This window comes from Acidovorax sp. 107 (assembly GCF_003058055.1).
Lineage (GTDB): Bacteria > Pseudomonadota > Gammaproteobacteria > Burkholderiales > Burkholderiaceae_C > Acidovorax.
The window spans coordinates 1,719,095-1,735,214 of record NZ_QBTZ01000001.1; the positions used below are offsets into that span (position 1 = coordinate 1,719,095).

Consider the following 16,120-nt stretch of genomic DNA (forward strand, 5'->3'; position numbering starts at 1 on the left):
TGAAAAATTACTATCACGTCGATTAATAACCAGTTGGTTTTTTAACCCGACAGAATCGATAGGGATTTGTGTTATACTCACACAAAATACTCAACAAAACAGCCCAGCGATGAAGGGCTCCGTGGCAGACAACTGTTCGGAGTAAGGGGCGGAGACGGTGCCTCGCTGACAAACAGTCAGCGCTGGCGGTTTCTTCAACGAACAAGCCTTAGCACAAGGAGCTTGCGATGCGTCTCACAACCAAAGGCCGTTTTGCGGTCACCGCCATGATTGACCTGGCCCTGCGCCAGAACAACGGCCCCGTCACGCTGGCTGCCATCAGCCAGCGCCAGCAGATTTCGCTTTCGTACCTGGAGCAACTCTTTGGCAAGCTGCGCCGCCACGAGCTGGTGGAGTCCACCCGCGGTCCCGGCGGCGGCTACACCCTGGCCCGCAAGGCCGGTGACATTACCGTGGCGGACATCATTGTGTCGGTGGACGAGCCCATCGACGCCACGCAATGCGGTGGCAAGGAAAACTGCCTGGGTGAAGCTGGCCGCTGCATGACGCACGAGCTGTGGGCCTCGCTCAACCAGCGCATGGTTGAGTTCCTGGATTCGGTCACGCTGCAAAAGCTCGTCGACGAGCAGCTCGCCAAGGGTGTGCAGATCGAGGACAAGCCGGTGGTGCGCCGTGCCATCTCCACGACCCCGGTGGTCAAGCCCATTCGCGTGAATGCTCCGAACTCGGTGTTTGCGCTGGGTAACGTCTTCGCCAAATCCTGATCTACGTTGCGTGGTGCTGACCCTGGGGTCAGCGCTGCCCTGACCGCGTTGTAATCGTTTTCTTGTTTGTTCTGCCTCTTCTGTTTGCCAGCCAGAACCTTTTACTGAGCCAGCCATGGACATGACCCCGCACTTCCCCATCTATCTCGACTATGGCGCCACCACGCCGGTAGACCCCCGCGTGGTGGACGCCATGATCCCGTGGTTGCGTGAGCACTTCGGCAATCCGGCATCGCGTAGCCACGCATGGGGCTGGGAGGCCGAAGAGGCGGTGGAAAAAGCGCGTGTGCAGGTGGCTGACCTGATCGGTGCCGACCCCCGCGAAATCGTCTGGACCAGTGGTGCGACCGAGTCCATCAACCTGGCTTTGAAGGGCGCTGCGCATTTCTACAAAGGCAAGGGCAAGCACCTCATCACGCTCAAGACCGAGCACAAGGCCGTGCTGGACACCATGCGCGAGCTGGAGCGCCAAGGCTTTGAAGCCACCTACCTCGATGTGCAGGAAGACGGCTTGGTCAACATGGATGCCCTGAAGGCCGCCATCCGCCCCGACACCGTGCTGATCAGCATCCTGTTCGTGAACAACGAAATTGGTGTGATCCAGGACATCCCCGCCATCGGCGCGCTGTGCCGCGAAAAGGGCATCCTGCTGCATGTGGATGCCGCACAGGCCACCGGCCGTGTCGAGATTGACATGAATGTTTTGCCCATCGACCTGATGAGCATGACCGCCCACAAGACCTATGGCCCCAAGGGCATTGGTGCTCTGTATGTGCGCCGCAAGCCCCGCGTGCGCCTGGAAGCCCAGATGCACGGTGGCGGCCATGAACGCGGCATGCGTTCGGGCACCTTGCCCACGCACCAGATCGTGGGCATGGGCGAGGCCTTCCGCATCGCCAAGGAAGAAATGGCCGAGAGCAACGCCAAGGCCAAGGCACTGCAGCAGCGCCTGCTGGACGGCCTCAAGGACATCGAACAGGTCTACATCAACGGCAGTCTGGAGCGCCGTGTGCCGCAGAACCTGAACATGAGTTTCAACTTCGTCGAAGGCGAATCGCTCATCATGGGCATCAAGGGCCTGGCGGTGTCGTCGGGTTCGGCCTGTACCTCTGCCAGCCTGGAGCCCAGCTATGTGCTGCGCGCGTTGGGCCGCAGTGACGAGCTGGCGCACAGCAGCCTGCGCATGACCATCGGCCGTTTCACGACCGAAGAAGAGATCGACTACGCCATCTCCACCATCCGCGAGAATGTGGCCCGCCTGCGCGAGCTGAGCCCGCTTTGGGAGATGTACAAGGACGGCATCGACATCAGCACCATCCAGTGGGCTGCTCACTGATTCCGCACAAATTCTGGACGTATTGAAGAGGTACACATCATGGCTTACTCAGACAAAGTGGTTGACCATTACGAAAACCCCCGCAACGTGGGTTCGTTCGACAAGGGCGACGATTCAGTGGGCACCGGCATGGTGGGCGCGCCCGCCTGCGGCGACGTGATGAAGCTGCAGATCAAGGTGAACCCCGAAACCGGCGTGATCGAAGACGCTCGCTTCAAGACCTACGGCTGTGGCTCGGCCATTGCCTCGTCGTCGCTGGTGACCGAGTGGGTCAAGGGCAAGACGCTGGATGAAGCCGCAGCGCTCAAGAACAGCGAGATTGCCGAAGAACTGGCTTTGCCGCCGGTCAAGATCCACTGTTCCATCCTGGCCGAAGACGCCATCAAGGCTGCTGTGCTCGACTACAAGACCAAGCACGCCACCACGGCCACTGCCGCCTGATTGTTTGACAGATAGATCGAGAGACATGGCCATTACGCTGACAGAAGCTGCAGCCCGGCACGTCAACCGGTACCTTGCCCGCCGTGGCAAGGGGTTGGGCGTGCGTCTGGGGGTCAAGACGACCGGCTGCTCGGGGCTTGCCTACAAGCTGGAGTATGTGGACACGAGTGAGCCCGAAGACATCGTGTTTGAGAACCACGGCGTCAAGGTGCTCATCGACCCCAAGAGCCTGGCCTACATTGACGGCACAGAGCTGGACTTCGTGCGTGAAGGCCTGAACGAAGGCTTCAAGTTCAATAACCCCAACGAGCGGGACCGCTGCGGTTGTGGGGAGAGCTTCCGCGTCTGAGCGCCCTTCGTTGATGTCACACCAAACCGCCAACGCGTTCTGTGCTGGCGGTTTTTTCTTGGACTTCCTTCTCGCCACTGCGAATGAACCTGCAATCTGACGACTTCGAACTGTTTGGCCTGGAACGCCGCTTTGCGCAGGAGCGCAGCGCTATCGATGCGCGCTGGAAAGAGCTGCAGCGCGAAGCCCACCCCGACAAGTTCGCTGCGCAAGGCGCCGCGGCGCAGCGCGTGGCCATGCAGTGGTCCGTGCGCATCAATGAAGCCTACCAGCGCCTGAAGGATCCGATGTGCCGTGCGGCCTACTTGTGCGAACTGCACGGTGCGCCCATCCGTGCCGAAGACAATACCGCCATGCCCGCTGCCTTTCTGATGCAGCAAATGGAGTGGCGTGAAGCGCTGGAAGACGCCCGTGCCGACAGCGCGCTGGACGTGCTGGATGATGAGGTAGAGCAAGCCCGCCGTGCCGCCCTGGCGCAGTGCGAGCAACTCATCGACCAGCAGCAGGACTATGCGGGCGCAGCCCGTCAGGTCAGAGCCCTCATGTTCATTGCGCGATTTGCCGACGACATTGAGCGTCGCCGCGAGCAACTGGGACAATAGGGCGGTTTTGCATTCCCCTGGACCCCCTCGCGTGCTGATGCGATGGCGGGCTCCACCACGTAGAGATCCGAAATTCCATGGCGCTTCTGCAGATTTCCGAACCCGGCCAGTCCCCCGACCCGCACCAACGGCGCATCGCGGTGGGCATTGACCTGGGCACCACCCACTCTCTGGTCGCTGCTGTGCGCAATGGCGTGTCCGAATGCCTCCCCGATGCCCAAGGCCGGGTGCTGCTGCCCTCGGTGGTGCGCTATCTGGCCAACGGTGGGCGTCAGATCGGGTATGACGCCGTGGCAGCGCAAGCCCAGGATGCTCGCAACACCATCGCCTCGGCCAAACGCTTCATGGGGCGCGGCCTCAAAGACGTGACGGAAGCGGGCAAGCTGCCTTACGACTTTGTGGCCGCTGCCGATGGCGGCGTGGGCGGTATGGTCAGCCTCGCCACGGTGGATGGCAACAAGTCGCCCGTCGAGATCAGTGCCGAGATTCTGGCCACGTTGCGCTACCGGGCCGAAGACACCTTCAACGACGATCTCTATGGCGCGGTGATCACCGTGCCTGCGTACTTTGACGACGCTCAGCGCCAGGCCACCAAGGACGCGGCCAAGCTTGCCGGCATCAACTTGCTGCGTCTGATCAACGAGCCCACGGCCGCCGCGATTGCCTATGGCCTGGACAACGCCAGCGAGGGCGTCTACGCCGTCTATGACCTGGGTGGGGGCACGTTCGATATTTCCATCCTGCGCTTGACGCAAGGTGTGTTCGAGGTCATTGCCACGGGCGGCGACTCAGCTCTCGGGGGCGACGACTACGACGCAGCGCTGGCGGACTGGGTGCTGCAGCAGGTAGGGCAACAGGCGGTCACGCCGGCCGACAAGTCTGCTGTGCGCATGGCGGCGCGCGCCTGCAAAGAGGCGCTGACTGCTACTGATTTGGTAGCGTTCAAGGCAGAATTGTCTGGCGCTTCAGTGCAATTTGACGTGACACGCTCGGATTTTGATGCGGTGACCGCTGATTTGACGGCCCGCTCCATGGCGGCCGTGCGCCGCGCTCTGCGCGACGCGCATCTGGCGCGCGACGAAGTGCAGGGTGTGGTCATGGTGGGTGGCTCCACCCGCATGCCGCAGGTGCAACGGGCCGTGGCAGAGTTCTTTGGCAAGGAACCGTTGACCAATCTGAACCCGGACGAAGTGGTGGCCCTAGGGGCCGCCATCCAGGCCAACCAGCTGGCGGGTAACAACACGGCGGGCGACCTGCTGCTGCTGGATGTGATTCCGCTGTCCCTGGGCATCGAAACCATGGGGGGGCTGGTGGAGCGGATCGTCGCGCGCAACGAGACCATCCCCACCGCCAAGGCGCAGGACTTCACCACCTACAAGGACGGACAGACTGCGCTTGCCATCCATGTGGTGCAAGGCGAGCGTGATCTGGTGCAGGACTGCCGCAGCCTGGCTCGCTTTGAGTTGCGCGGCATTCCCCCCATGGCGGCAGGTGCTGCGCGCATCCGTGTGACCTTCACCGTCGATGCCGATGGCTTGCTCAGCGTGGCCGCGAAGGAGCAGGGCAGTGGGGTAGAAGCGCGCATTGACGTGAAGCCATCGTATGGCCTCACGGACTACCAGATCGCGCGCATGCTGCAGGACGGCTTTGCTACGGCCGCGCAGGACATGAAAGCCCGCGCCGTGGTCGAGGCCCGCGTGGACGCGGACCGCATGCTGATTGCCACGCAAAGTGCACTGGATGCGGATGGTGACGTGCTGAGCCCCAAGGAGCGGGCCGCCATCGACGCCCTGATGGTGGCCCTTCGCCACCAGCGCGACAGCGACGATGCAGCTGCTATCGAGGCAGCCACGGAAGCCCTGGCCAAGGGCACCGAGGCGTTCGCAGCCCAGCGCATGAACCGCGGTATCCAGCAGGCCCTGGCCGGCAAGAACGTCGCAAGCCTGTGATGCGCCCCTGCGCATCCCTCTGAACAAGAAGAAAACACCCCATGCCCGTCATCAAGATCCTTCCCCATCCCGAATACTGCCCCGCAGGCACCGAAATCACGGCGCCTGCAGGCACCTCGATCTGTGAAGCCCTGCTGGACAACCACATCAACATCGAGCACGCCTGCGACATGAGCTGCGCGTGCACCACCTGCCACGTCATCGTGCGCCAGGGGTTGAATTCGCTGAATGCGGCAGAAGAAGAGGAAGAAGACCTGCTGGACCGTGCCTGGGGCCTGGAGCCGCAGTCACGCCTGTCGTGCCAGGCCATCCTGGCGCAGACCGATCTGGTCGTCGAAATTCCGAAGTACACGATCAACCACGCCAAGGAAAACCACTGATGTCCCGGCAAATTGTTCTGGACACGGAGACCACCGGCCTTTCGGCCGAGGGGGGGGACCGCATCATTGAACTGGGTTGTGTGGAGCTGCTCCACCGCAAGCTCACGGGCAACAACCTGCACCTGTACTTCAACCCTGGCCGCGACAGCCATGAAGACGCGCTCAAGGTGCACGGCATCAGCAACGAGTTCCTGAAGGACAAGCCCAAGTTTGCGGACGTGGTGGACGACATCCTGCAGTACCTGCAGGGCGCCGAGATCATCATCCACAACGCAGCATTCGACGTGGGCTTCCTCAACAAGGAGCTGGAGCTGGTGGGGCGCCCGGCGTTTGGCACCTATGTGCAAAGCGTGACCGACACGCTGGCCATGGCCAAGGAGATGTACCCGGGCAAGCGCAATTCGCTGGACGCCCTGTGCGACCGCCTGGGCGTGGACAACTCGGGCCGTACGCTGCACGGCGCTTTGCTCGACGCCGAGCTGCTGGCCGACGTGTACATCAACCTCACACGCGGGCAGGATGCCTTGCTGATTGCCGATGATGGCCATGATGGCGCCGACGGCGTGAAGGTGGCCGCCATCGATTTGCGTGGCCTTGCGCTGCCCGTGCTGCGGGCGAGCGAGCAGGAGCAGGCGGCGCATGCCGAGGTGCTCACGCAGATTGACAAGGCCAGCGGTGGCAAAACAATTTGGCGGACTCTCCAATCGGCCTAAAAAGCTGTGCCATAATAGAAGGCTGTCGCAGCGACAAGGGTGATTAGCTCAGCGGTAGAGCACTGCCTTCACACGGCAGGGGTCACATGTTCGATCCATGTATCACCCACCATGTTGCTGACAGACTTTTCGCAGCGGTATCTTTCTCCAAGGTGCTTGCGACGGGTGATTAGCTCAGCGGTAGAGCACTGCCTTCACACGGCAGGGGTCACATGTTCGATCCATGTATCACCCACCAATTTGAAAACCCCTGCAGGTTCCTGACCTGCAGGGGTTTTTTCTTGGCCTGCCCACCTCCCCGCAAGCTGCAAAAGTGCGGCCTCCATCCGCCAGAGCTGCGTACAACGCAGGGTTGCGCGTTACATTGGTCGCCCGTACCTGCAGTGCAGCATCCATGATCACCTTCCACAATCCCTCGCACCAGGGGCATGCGCCCGTCCATGAATTCTTCCGAGGCGAACGCGTGCCTTGTTTTGAAAAGCCCGAACGCGTGGACTATGTGGAAGACGCACTGCGCACACGCGGCCACGCCATGATGGCGCCCGACGTGGACTGCAGTGCGGTGCTGGCGCAGGTGCACGCACAACGCTACCTGGCCTTTTTGCAGACCGCCTGGCAGCAGTGGCTGGCGCTGGACCCGGCCAACGCGTTGCTGCAACCCTTTCCATCCGTGTGGCCGGTGCGCACGCTGCGCAGCGACGTGGAGCCAGACAACTTCGTTGCGCGCCTGGGCCTGTATTCGATGGACAACGGTACACCCATGGCAGCGGGTACTTGGGCTGCCGCCAAGGCAGGGGCCGACGCGGCTGCCAGCGCGGCGGCTCGCGTTGCGCAAGGGGCGCGTGCCGCGTTTTGCTGCACTCGCCCACCGGGGCACCATGCGGGCCCGGACTTCATGGGGGGCTATTGTTTTTTGAATAATGCCGCCGTGGCCGCGCAAACCCTGCGCGATCAGGGCGCCCAGCGTGTGGCGCTGCTGGACGTGGACTACCACCATGGCAACGGCACGCAGAGCATCTTCTATGGCCGCAGCGATGTGCTGTTCATCAGCATGCATGGTGACCCGCGCACGGAGTACCCGTTCTACTTGGGCCACGCTGACGAAACGGGGCAGGGGGCTGGCACAGGCTTCAACCTGAACCTGCCCCTGCCTGCGGGCACCAGCGCGGCGACCTGGTTTGATGCGCTGGAGAAAGCCTGCCTGCGCATCGCAGAGTACCGGGCCGACGCGCTCGTGATATCCCTCGGGCTGGATGCCTTTGAGGGCGATCCCATTTCGCGGTTTGCACTGGCCTCGTCAGATTTCACCCGGCTGGGCGAGCGGTTGGCGCGGCTGGGTCTGCCCACGGTGTTTGTGCTGGAGGGCGGCTACGCGGCGGCCGAGCTGGGCACCAATGCCGTCAATGTGCTGGATGGTTTTGAGCAGGTTTGACGCGGTTGTCAGCCGGGGGCGCACGGAGATACACAGATGATCGATAAGGTGGATTGCGTGGTGGTGGGCGCGGGCGTGGTGGGCCTGGCTGTGGCCCGCGCGCTGGCGCTGCAAGGGCGGGAGGTCATGGTGCTGGAGGCTGCGGACGCCATCGGCACCGGCACCAGTTCGCGCAATAGCGAGGTGATTCACGCGGGGCTGTACTACCCCGCAGGGTCGCTCAAGGCCCGTTTGTGTGTGCGGGGTAAGGAACTGCTCTACGCCTACTGCGCGGCGCGCGGCGTGCCCCATCGCCGTTGCGGCAAGCTGTTGGTGGCAACCTCTGCCGCCCAACTGGACAGCCTGGAAGGCATCCAGGCGCGTGCCCGTGCCAACGGAGTGCTGGACCTGCAACGCCTGAGCCGTGAAGACGCCTTGGCGCTGGAGCCCGCCCTGGCCTGCGTGGGCGCCCTGCATTCCCCTAGCACCGGCATCGTTGATAGCCATGTGCTCATGCTGGCACTGCAAGGTGATCTGGAACACGCGGGCGGCCTTGTGGCACTGAATTCGCCGCTGGCGCTAGCATCTATTGGTCTGGATGCTATTGATTTGGAAGCGACGGACGGCACTCGCATCCGCGCGCGCACGGTGGTCAATGCCGCTGGGTTGAACGCCCCCGCATTGGCTGCGCGATTTGCTGGGCTGGCCCCGCAGCATGTGCCCACTGCCCACTACGCCAAGGGCAACTATTTCACTTTGACGGGCAGGGCGCCTTTCAGCCGGCTGATTTACCCGGTGCCAGAGGCTGCCGGCCTAGGGGTACACCTCACGCTTGACCTGGGCGGCCAGGCCAAGTTTGGCCCGGACGTGCAATGGGTGGACTCGCCCGACGATCTGCTGGTGGACCCAGCGCGTGGCGATGCCTTTTATGCCGAGGTGCGCAAATACTGGCCTGCCTTGCAGAACGGTGCATTGGCGCCCGGTTACGCGGGCATGCGCCCCAAGATCCACGGGCCGGACGCGCCGGCTGCCGACTTTGTCATCCAGGGGCCCGCTGTCCACGGCGTGGCAGGGCTCGTCAACCTGTTCGGCATCGAGTCGCCGGGCTTGACGAGTGCTCTCGCGATTGGTGAGCATGTGGCCGCGCTGGTTTGATCTGCGGCAAGCCATTTGCAATCTGTAACCTCTTGCGTCCCCGTCCTACGAGGGGTTTCTGGACAGATGGCTAAGATGAAGTTCAGCCCCGTCGCTCGCGTGCGGGTTCCCTATTATTTTTGGCATTACACAGAAAGGCTTGTATGACTGCTTCTGACACCACGACCACCCAGGGCGAACTGGAAAAGCTGGTTTCCGATCTGCGGGGCCTGCTGGCCAACAAGGACCTAGATGCGGTTCCCGAAATCAAGCTGCTGCGCCAGCGCCTGGACGATGGCATGCACAACGTGCGTGAATCCGCTGTGCGCGCCGCCCAAGACGCCGCCCGCCAGGCCAAGGAAGCCGCACTGGCCGCCGACCGCTACGCCCATGACGAACCGTGGCGTGTGGCAGGTGCCGCGCTGGCGGTGGGCGCATTGGTCGGGTTTCTGCTTGCACGCCGCTGATTGCCGCAGTAGCCCCATGACAGCACGCCACGAAGGCAAACACACATGAACTGGCTCTCGCTGCTGGGGCTGGAGGGGCTAGCCGCCCGTTGGCGCGCTAACCTCATCGAGGGCGCGATTGCCGCCGAAGACCGCATGGACTTGGCCCGCCTGGAGTGGGCCGACCTCAAGCAGCGCCTGCAGCAACTGCTGGTGCTGACCATTGTGGTGGCTGGGCTCACAGTGGTGGCCTTGATCATGGTGTCACTGGCAGTGCTGGTGCACTTTTGGGACTCCCCGCAGCGCACCCTGGTCGCCTGGCTGGTCGCTGGTGTGTGGGCTGTGGGCTGGGCGGCAGCTGTGGTGTCGTTGGTATCGGTGGCGCAGCGCGCTGGCAGCGGGTTCTCCCTGACGCGGCGTGAGCTCGCGCAGGATTGGCGAGAGATCAAGGAGCGCTTGTGACAGCAGCACATCCAACAACCCATGCGCCGCAGCCTGCGTCGGCAGCATGGCCGGCACCCACGCCACAGCAGCAGCGTGTGCTAGACCGCATCGAGTTGCAGCGCGAGCGGTTGCGGGCTCGCCGCGTGGCCCGGGTTCAGGCCCGGGCGCTGGCTGAGCAGGCCGGGGGTGCTGCGGGCGGTGCCGATGCGTCGCTGGCACTGCGCGCCGCCGGGTTTGCCCGCGAACATCCACTGGCCGTGGCGGCCATGGCCGGTGTCGCTCTGGTGGCTGGCCCGCGCAGGCTGATCCGATGGGCGGGCATCGCTCTGCCGATGCTGATGCGTCTGCGGCGCTGACGGCCACGACTAGGTGACAGAGACCTGGGTCCTGTTGCTCATCCATCGCCAAAAACGAAACGGAGCCCTGTTGCCAGAGGCTCCGTTTTTTTATGGTGCTGCGTTCGGACGGGCGTTAACCCAAAGGCTCAAAGAGTTCAGCGCAGGGCCTTGATGGCCTTGGCAGCCTTCACGACCAATGCAGGGCCTTCGTAAATCAGGCCGGTGTAGATCTGCACGACATCGGCCCCCGCGCGAATTTTGCTCACCGCGTCATCAGCGCTCATGACCCCGCCCACGCCAATGATCGGGTACCCGGCGCCAAGGGCTGCGCGCAGTTGCCGAATCACCTGGTTGCTGGCCTCCAGCACAGGCGCACCGCTCAGCCCGCCAGTCTCCGCGGCGTGGCGCATGCCCTGCACCGCTGCACGGCTGATGGTGGTGTTGGTGGCGATGACACCGTCCATGCCATGGCGTTGCAAGGTGGCGGCGATGACCGCCACCTGGGCTTCGTCAAGGTCAGGGGCAATCTTCACAAAGACCGGCACGCGCCGCTGGTGCTGAGTGGCCAGCGCCTCACGCCGCTCGGCGATTGCACCCAGCAGGGCATCGAGGGCTGCATCGCTTTGCAGCGCGCGCAGGTTCTGCGTGTTGGGCGAGCTGATGTTGACCGTTACATAGTCGGCATGCGGGTACACGCCTTCGAGGCAGGTCAGGTAGTCGCTGGTGGCGTTCTCGATGGGCGTGGTGGCGTTCTTGCCGATGTTCAGGCCCAGCAGCATGGGGCGCTGGCGATTCTGTGAGCGAAATTGCGCCTGCTGCACGTTGCGCAAGAAGGCCTCCAGACCTTCGTTGTTGAAGCCCAGGCGGTTGATCAGGGCGCGGGCTTCGGGCAGGCGGAACATGCGCGGCTTGGGGTTGCCTGGCTGCGCCTTGGGGGTTACGGTGCCTACTTCCACAAAACCAAAACCCATGGCGCCCAGCGCGTCAATGCAGCGCGCATTCTTGTCCAGGCCAGCGGCCATGCCTACGCGGTTGGGAAACGTGAGCCCCGCCAGAGTGACGGGGTCGCTCACGGTTTCATTGCACCAGGCCCATTGCAGAGGCGTGCGCTGCCCGCGCGCCAGCATGTCCATGGTGAGTTCGTGGGCGGCCTCGGCATCCATGCCGAAGAGAAAGGGGCGGGTGAGGGCGTAAGGGATCAGGGACATGGGGGGATAATTCAGGATTACCACCGATTTTCTCCCATGACGACCACCACTCCCCTGACCCAAGACGAACTCAAGACCCTGGTAGGCCAAGCCGCGCTGCAATACGTGGTGCCTGGCGAGATTGTGGGGGTGGGCACCGGCTCCACCGTGAACAAGTTCATTGACGCCCTGGCGGGCATGAAGGACCAGATCAAGGGCGCGGTGTCCAGCTCGGTCGCCAGCACCGAACGTCTGAAGGCGCTGGGCATTGCCGTGTTCGATGCCAACGAAGTGCCATCGCTCTCGGTCTATATCGACGGCGCGGATGAGATCGACGGCCAGGGCCACATGGTCAAGGGCGGCGGCGCTGCACTGACCCGCGAGAAGATCGTGGCGGCGCTGGCTGGGCGTTTTGTGTGCATTGCCGATGAGTCCAAGCTGGTGAAAGCCCTGGGCCAGTTTCCGTTGCCGGTGGAAGTGATTCCGATGGCTGCCAATCACATTGCGCGACGTTTTGCGGCCATGGGCGGACAGGCCAGCCTGCGGCTCAAGGATGGACAGCCGCTGGTGACCGACAACGGCCAGCACATTCTGGACGTGAAGGGCCTGTCCATCACTGATCCACTGGCATTCGAGTCAGAGATCAACCAATGGCCGGGTGTGGTGACCGTGGGTGTGTTTGCCCACCAGAAGGCATCCGTATGCCTGCTGGGCACGGCGCAGGGCGTGAAGACGATTACCTATTGATGACGGAATGACATTGGTTGGGACAACCCGCCAACTGTTTCCTACCTGTTGATGGGAGCCAATGCAAAAAGGGCCTGTGAAGGCCCCTTTTGTTTGGTGAATGGATTGGGCGGCTGCCCGGAAGCGGCAGCTACTGCATCACGATGTCAGAACCGGATGCCAGCCGGATTGCTAGGCGTCGGACCATCCTTGACTGGTGGAGGGGGGACTGGCCGTGCAGGCTCTTTCGGTTCTGCGGCGGGTGCAGCCTCCACCGGCTTGGCCGCAACCAGTGGCGCAGGTGCTGGTTGGCGGTAGTTGCCGGGCAACTGGGATTGCTTGGGGTAACCTGCCGCGTCGAGGTACTGGACCCATTCGGCGTCTGAAAAGCCCACCAGTTGCTGCCCGCCGATGGTGCCAAAAGGCAGACTCGTACTGCCACTCAGGCGTTGCAGCGCGGCGATGTCCTCATTGCTGGCCACGGTGCGCTCGGTATAGGGCACGCCGCGTGACGTGAGCAGGTTGCGCAAGCTTCCGCAAGGCGCGCAATCGCTGCCGGTGTAGATGGTCACAGGGTACCGGTTGGCAATCTGCCGTAGCTCATAGGGCAACGCTCCATTGGCTGTGGCAGGGCTTGCTGGCGCTGCACTGCTGCGCACTGGTGGGGCACTGGCCTCAGCGGGGGGGCGGTCCGAAAAAGTCACCTTGCCGTCGGGCCCGACAATGCGATAGACGCCTTGGGCCTGCGCACCCACACAAGCCAGGGCCATCAGCAAGGAGGCAGCGGCAGGGGCGAACGTAGTACGGGACATGCGGGTTCTCCTCATTCTTGTGGACTGTGACTCTCGTGGGGCAATCTGCTATTCGCTATTCGCTATTCGCAGTTAGGCGGGCATTTCTTCCGCCATGCCCTGGTGGCGCAGCAAGGCATCCAGGCTGGGCTCCCGGCCGCGGAAGGCCTTGAAGGACTCCATGGCGGGGCGGCTGCCGCCCGCTTCCAGAATGGTCTCGCGGTAGCGCCGCCCGGTTTCGGTGCTGGGCAGCCCGTCGCTGCCGGCAGTTTCTTCAAAGGCGGCGTAGGCGTCGGCGCTGAGCACCTCGGCCCACTTGTAGCTGTAGTATCCGGCCGCGTAGCCGCCTGCAAAGATGTGGCTGAACGTGTGAGCCGTGCGGCTGAAGGGAGGCGGTTGCAGTACGGCCACTTCCTGACGCACCTGGGTCAGCAGGGGCATGAAATCCTGAGCCGGGTCGTGCTCGGTGTGCAGCAGCATGTCAAACAGTGCAAACTCGATCTGGCGCAGGGTCTGCATGCCGCTCTGAAAGTTCTTGGCCGCGATCATCTTGTCGAACAGCGCGCGTGGCAGCGGCTCGCCGGTGTCGACATGGGCCGTCATGTGCTTGAGCACGTCCCATTCCCAGCAGAAGTTTTCCATGAACTGGCTGGGCAGCTCCACGGCGTCCCATTCCACACCGCCGATCCCGGAGACATCGCGTTCGTTCACCTGGGTGAGCATGTGGTGCAGTCCATGGCCAAATTCATGGAACAGCGTGATCACATCGTCATGCGTCAGCAGCGGCGGCTTGCCATCCACACCGTCTGCAAAGTTGCAGACCAGGTGAGCGATGGGCGTTTGCAACACGCCTGTATCGGGGCGCTGCCAGCGGGTACGCACGTCGTCCATCCAGGCACCACCTCGCTTGCCGGTGCGCGCAGGCTGGTCGAGGTAGAACTGGCCTACCAGTTGACCGTTGCGCTCGATGCGATAGAACTCCACGGCCGGGTGCCACACGGGGGCCGAGTCGCGGCGGATGGACACTTCAAACAGTGTCTCGATGATCTTGAACAGGCCTGCAAGAACCTTGGGCGCCGTGAAGTAGGCCTTGAGTTCCTGTTCGCCGAAGGCGTAGCGGGCTTCCTTGAGCTTTTCAGAAATGTAGGGCCAGTCCCAAGGCTGCGGGTCGCCCAGGCCCAATTGTTCTGCAGCAAAGAGGCGCAGGTCGGCCACGTCCTTTTCGGCATAGGGGCGGGCGCGGCGCGCCAGGTCACGCAGGAAGCGAATGACCTCGGCAGGCGACTTTGCCATCTTGGGCACTACCGACACTTCGCCAAAATTGGCATAGCCCAGCAACTGGGCTTCTTCGCGGCGCAGGGCCAGAATTTCGCCGATCAGCGCCGTGTTGTCGAACTTCAGGCCGTCGCCCACGGCCTGGTCCGAGGCGCGGGTGGCATAGGCACGGTACATCGTGGCGCGCAGGTCGCTGCGGGTGGCAAACTGCATCACCGGCAGGTAGCAAGGCATCTTCAGCGTGAGCTTGTAGCCTGGTTTGCCTTCTGCCTGCGCGGCGGCCAGCGCCGCCTGTTGCACATCGGCAGGCACGCCGTCCAGCTCTCCGGCGGTGGCGTAGTAGGCAAAGGCGTCGGTGGCGTCCAGCGCGTTTTCGCTGAACTTCTGGCTCAGCTCGGCCTGACGTTCCTGAATCTGGGCAAACCGGTCTTTGGCTGCGCCGGTCAACTCGGCGCCACTGAGAACGAAATTGCGCACGGCATTGAGATGCGCCTGACGCTGCTCGGGCGTGAGCGTGGCGGGGTCGATGGCCTTGTACTTGGCGTACAGGCGTTCGTCAGCACCCAGGCGGGTCCAGAACTCGGTCACGCGGGGCAGGGCGGCGTTGTAGGCAGCGCGCAGTTCAGGGGTGTCTGCCACGCTGTTGAGGTGGCTGACGGCTCCCCAGGCACGCCCCAGTTGCTCGGTGGCCACGTCCAGCACCTTGGCAATGGCGTCCCAGCGGGCAGGAAAGTCGGGCGCCGTGACGGTCTCCAGGGCCTGGTTGGCACGCTCCAGCAGCACATCGACCGCAGGGGCTACGTCCTGGGGGGTGATGCGGTCAAAGGCGGGGAGGTCGGAGAAGTCGAGGAGGGCGTTGCTCATGCGGGGTTAGATGGCGCCGGGCGGCGCAGGTTCAAGTTGCAAAGCGGCTGGCGTCTTCCCCGGGCGCGTTCAGCGCGCGGCGGCCCGCTCGGCGGCTTCGAGGGTGTTCACCAACAGCATGGTAATGGTCATGGGGCCAACCCCGCCAGGCACGGGGGTGATCCAGCCCGCGACCTCTTTGACGCCGTCAAAGTCCACGTCGCCGCAGAGCTTGCCGTCGGCCTTGCGGTTGATGCCCACGTCGATCACGATGGCGCCTGGCTTGACCATGTCGGCTGTGAGTGTGTTGGCACGGCCCACCGCTGCCACCACGATGTCGGCCTGTCGGGTGTGGTAACCCAAGTCAGGCGTGCCGCTGTGGGTGACCGTGACGGTGGCGTTGGCCTGCAGCAGCAGCAGGGCCATGGGCTTGCCCACGGTGTTGCTGCGGCCGATCACCACGGCGTGCTTGCCCTTGATCGATTGACCCGTGGACTCGATGAGCTTCATGCTGCCGTAAGGCGTGCAGGGCCGGAAACCCTCCAGCCCAGCCATGAGTTCACCGGCTGACAATACCGAGTAGCCATCCACGTCCTTGGAGGTGGCGATGGCCTCGATGACCTTGTGCGGGTCGATGTGTTTGGGCAGGGGCATCTGCACCAGGATGCCGTGCACTGCGGGGTCGGCGTTGAGGGCCTCGATGCGCGCCAGCAGTGCGGCTTCGCTCAGGTCGGCGTCGTACTTCTCAAAGATGGAGCGCACGCCGCTGTCTTCGCAGGCCTTGACCTTGTTGCGCACATAGACGGCGGAGGCTGGGTCTTCGCCCACCAGAATCACCGCCAGCCCCGGCTGGTGGCCGCGGGCGGTGAGGGCGGCGGCGCGTTGCGCCACCTCGCTGCGAAGTTGGCGGGAAAGTGCGTTGCCGTCGATGAGTTGGGCTGTCATGTCAGAAAATACGAGTCAAAATGGCTGATAGCGCTAGTGAAATATG

The 16,120-nt window shown here is 63.3% G+C and carries 18 protein-coding genes and 2 tRNA genes; 16 read left to right on the forward strand and 4 right to left on the reverse strand.

What is annotated here, in order from left to right:
• The first annotated feature begins 227 nt into the window (after positions 1-227).
• From iscR to C8C99_RS08255, 15 genes are all read left to right on the forward strand, one after another.
• Complete coding sequence (gene iscR, locus C8C99_RS08185; protein WP_015013980.1) at positions 228-764, forward strand: Fe-S cluster assembly transcriptional regulator IscR; 537 nt, start codon at positions 228-230, stop codon at positions 762-764.
• A 115-nt stretch (positions 765-879) separates the two neighbouring features.
• Positions 880-2,100, forward strand: a complete 1,221-nt coding sequence (locus C8C99_RS08190) for an IscS subfamily cysteine desulfurase (protein WP_056063047.1) — start codon at positions 880-882, stop codon at positions 2,098-2,100.
• Positions 2,101-2,139: 39 nt separating this feature from the next.
• Entirely contained in the window at positions 2,140-2,541 is a 402-nt protein-coding gene (gene iscU / locus C8C99_RS08195) for a Fe-S cluster assembly scaffold IscU (protein WP_056063045.1), read from the forward strand.
• A 25-nt stretch (positions 2,542-2,566) separates the two neighbouring features.
• Entirely contained in the window at positions 2,567-2,890 is a 324-nt protein-coding gene (gene iscA, locus C8C99_RS08200; RefSeq protein ID WP_056644311.1) for an iron-sulfur cluster assembly protein IscA, read from the forward strand.
• Positions 2,891-2,973: 83 nt separating this feature from the next.
• Positions 2,974-3,492 (forward strand): Fe-S protein assembly co-chaperone HscB, encoded by a 519-nt coding sequence (gene hscB / locus C8C99_RS08205; RefSeq protein WP_108625443.1) that lies wholly within the window; start codon positions 2,974-2,976, stop codon positions 3,490-3,492.
• 77 nt (positions 3,493-3,569) lie between these two features.
• A complete protein-coding gene (gene hscA / locus C8C99_RS08210; protein WP_108625444.1) occupies positions 3,570-5,441 on the forward strand; it encodes a Fe-S protein assembly chaperone HscA in 1,872 nt (623 codons plus the stop codon).
• A gap of 41 nt (positions 5,442-5,482) precedes the next feature.
• Entirely contained in the window at positions 5,483-5,821 is a 339-nt protein-coding gene (gene fdx / locus C8C99_RS08215) for an ISC system 2Fe-2S type ferredoxin (RefSeq protein ID WP_015013986.1), read from the forward strand.
• Positions 5,821-6,534 (forward strand): DNA polymerase III subunit epsilon, encoded by a 714-nt coding sequence (gene dnaQ / locus C8C99_RS08220; RefSeq protein ID WP_108625445.1) that lies wholly within the window; start codon positions 5,821-5,823, stop codon positions 6,532-6,534. The genes fdx and dnaQ overlap by 1 nt, the downstream gene beginning before the upstream one ends.
• A gap of 37 nt (positions 6,535-6,571) precedes the next feature.
• Positions 6,572-6,646 (forward strand) — tRNA-Val (locus C8C99_RS08225).
• A 51-nt stretch (positions 6,647-6,697) separates the two neighbouring features.
• Positions 6,698-6,772, forward strand: a tRNA-Val gene (locus C8C99_RS08230).
• A gap of 156 nt (positions 6,773-6,928) precedes the next feature.
• The gene (locus C8C99_RS08235; RefSeq protein WP_056644320.1) at positions 6,929-7,966 is read left to right on the forward strand and encodes a histone deacetylase family protein; all 1,038 of its coding nucleotides are present in this window, start codon (positions 6,929-6,931) and stop codon (positions 7,964-7,966) included.
• A 36-nt stretch (positions 7,967-8,002) separates the two neighbouring features.
• Positions 8,003-9,100 carry an NAD(P)/FAD-dependent oxidoreductase gene (locus tag C8C99_RS08240; RefSeq protein WP_056644322.1) on the forward strand — a complete coding sequence of 366 codons (1,098 nt, stop codon included), beginning with the start codon at positions 8,003-8,005 and terminating at the stop codon, positions 9,098-9,100.
• Positions 9,101-9,243: 143 nt separating this feature from the next.
• Positions 9,244-9,546 (forward strand): DUF883 family protein, encoded by a 303-nt coding sequence (locus tag C8C99_RS08245; RefSeq protein WP_008904788.1) that lies wholly within the window; start codon positions 9,244-9,246, stop codon positions 9,544-9,546.
• Positions 9,547-9,591: 45 nt separating this feature from the next.
• Positions 9,592-9,987, forward strand: a complete 396-nt coding sequence (locus C8C99_RS08250) for a phage holin family protein (protein WP_056644324.1) — start codon at positions 9,592-9,594, stop codon at positions 9,985-9,987.
• Complete coding sequence (locus C8C99_RS08255) at positions 9,984-10,325, forward strand: hypothetical protein (RefSeq protein WP_056644327.1); 342 nt, start codon at positions 9,984-9,986, stop codon at positions 10,323-10,325. The genes C8C99_RS08250 and C8C99_RS08255 overlap by 4 nt, the downstream gene beginning before the upstream one ends.
• A 137-nt stretch (positions 10,326-10,462) precedes the next feature.
• On the opposite strand, the gene C8C99_RS08260 is transcribed toward C8C99_RS08255, so the two are convergent.
• Entirely contained in the window at positions 10,463-11,515 is a 1,053-nt protein-coding gene (locus C8C99_RS08260; RefSeq protein ID WP_056644329.1) for a quinone-dependent dihydroorotate dehydrogenase, read from the reverse strand.
• A 36-nt stretch (positions 11,516-11,551) separates the two neighbouring features.
• Here C8C99_RS08260 and rpiA point away from each other — a divergent pair, with 36 nt between their 5' ends.
• A complete protein-coding gene (gene rpiA, locus C8C99_RS08265; protein WP_056644330.1) occupies positions 11,552-12,241 on the forward strand; it encodes a ribose-5-phosphate isomerase RpiA in 690 nt (229 codons plus the stop codon).
• Positions 12,242-12,387: 146 nt separating this feature from the next.
• Here the strand turns inward: rpiA and C8C99_RS08270 are convergent, their stop codons facing one another.
• From C8C99_RS08270 to folD, 3 genes are all read right to left on the reverse strand, one after another.
• Positions 12,388-13,032, reverse strand: coding sequence for a glutaredoxin family protein (locus tag C8C99_RS08270; RefSeq protein ID WP_056644332.1), 645 nt, complete (start codon positions 13,030-13,032; stop codon positions 12,388-12,390).
• A 72-nt stretch (positions 13,033-13,104) separates the two neighbouring features.
• Positions 13,105-15,150 carry a M3 family metallopeptidase gene (locus tag C8C99_RS08275; RefSeq protein ID WP_056644334.1) on the reverse strand — a complete coding sequence of 682 codons (2,046 nt, stop codon included), beginning with the start codon at positions 15,148-15,150 and terminating at the stop codon, positions 13,105-13,107.
• 69 nt (positions 15,151-15,219) lie between these two features.
• Positions 15,220-16,074: a bifunctional methylenetetrahydrofolate dehydrogenase/methenyltetrahydrofolate cyclohydrolase FolD gene (gene folD, locus C8C99_RS08280; RefSeq protein WP_056644336.1), complete on the reverse strand. Its 855-nt coding sequence runs from the start codon at positions 16,072-16,074 to the stop codon at positions 15,220-15,222.
• Positions 16,075-16,120 lie beyond the last annotated feature (46 nt).

Excerpts from the sequence above, each read along its gene's own strand:
- iscR (WP_015013980.1), top strand. The coding sequence starts at position 228 with ATGCGTCTCACAACCAAAGGCCGTTTTGCGGTCACCGCCATGATTGAC.
- C8C99_RS08190 (WP_056063047.1), top strand. The coding sequence starts at position 880 with ATGGACATGACCCCGCACTTCCCCATCTATCTCGACTATGGCGCCACC.
- iscU (WP_056063045.1), top strand. The coding sequence starts at position 2,140 with ATGGCTTACTCAGACAAAGTGGTTGACCATTACGAAAACCCCCGCAAC.
- iscA (WP_056644311.1), top strand. The coding sequence starts at position 2,567 with ATGGCCATTACGCTGACAGAAGCTGCAGCCCGGCACGTCAACCGGTAC.
- hscB (WP_108625443.1), top strand. The coding sequence starts at position 2,974 with ATGAACCTGCAATCTGACGACTTCGAACTGTTTGGCCTGGAACGCCGC.
- hscA (WP_108625444.1), top strand. The coding sequence starts at position 3,570 with ATGGCGCTTCTGCAGATTTCCGAACCCGGCCAGTCCCCCGACCCGCAC.
- fdx (WP_015013986.1), top strand. The coding sequence starts at position 5,483 with ATGCCCGTCATCAAGATCCTTCCCCATCCCGAATACTGCCCCGCAGGC.
- dnaQ (WP_108625445.1), top strand. The coding sequence starts at position 5,821 with ATGTCCCGGCAAATTGTTCTGGACACGGAGACCACCGGCCTTTCGGCC.
- C8C99_RS08235 (WP_056644320.1), top strand. The coding sequence starts at position 6,929 with ATGATCACCTTCCACAATCCCTCGCACCAGGGGCATGCGCCCGTCCAT.
- C8C99_RS08240 (WP_056644322.1), top strand. The coding sequence starts at position 8,003 with ATGATCGATAAGGTGGATTGCGTGGTGGTGGGCGCGGGCGTGGTGGGC.
- C8C99_RS08245 (WP_008904788.1), top strand. The coding sequence starts at position 9,244 with ATGACTGCTTCTGACACCACGACCACCCAGGGCGAACTGGAAAAGCTG.
- C8C99_RS08250 (WP_056644324.1), top strand. The coding sequence starts at position 9,592 with ATGAACTGGCTCTCGCTGCTGGGGCTGGAGGGGCTAGCCGCCCGTTGG.
- C8C99_RS08260 (WP_056644329.1), bottom strand. The coding sequence starts at position 11,515 with ATGTCCCTGATCCCTTACGCCCTCACCCGCCCCTTTCTCTTCGGCATG.
- rpiA (WP_056644330.1), top strand. The coding sequence starts at position 11,552 with ATGACGACCACCACTCCCCTGACCCAAGACGAACTCAAGACCCTGGTA.
- C8C99_RS08270 (WP_056644332.1), bottom strand. The coding sequence starts at position 13,032 with ATGTCCCGTACTACGTTCGCCCCTGCCGCTGCCTCCTTGCTGATGGCC.
- C8C99_RS08275 (WP_056644334.1), bottom strand. The coding sequence starts at position 15,150 with ATGAGCAACGCCCTCCTCGACTTCTCCGACCTCCCCGCCTTTGACCGC.
- folD (WP_056644336.1), bottom strand. The coding sequence starts at position 16,074 with ATGACAGCCCAACTCATCGACGGCAACGCACTTTCCCGCCAACTTCGC.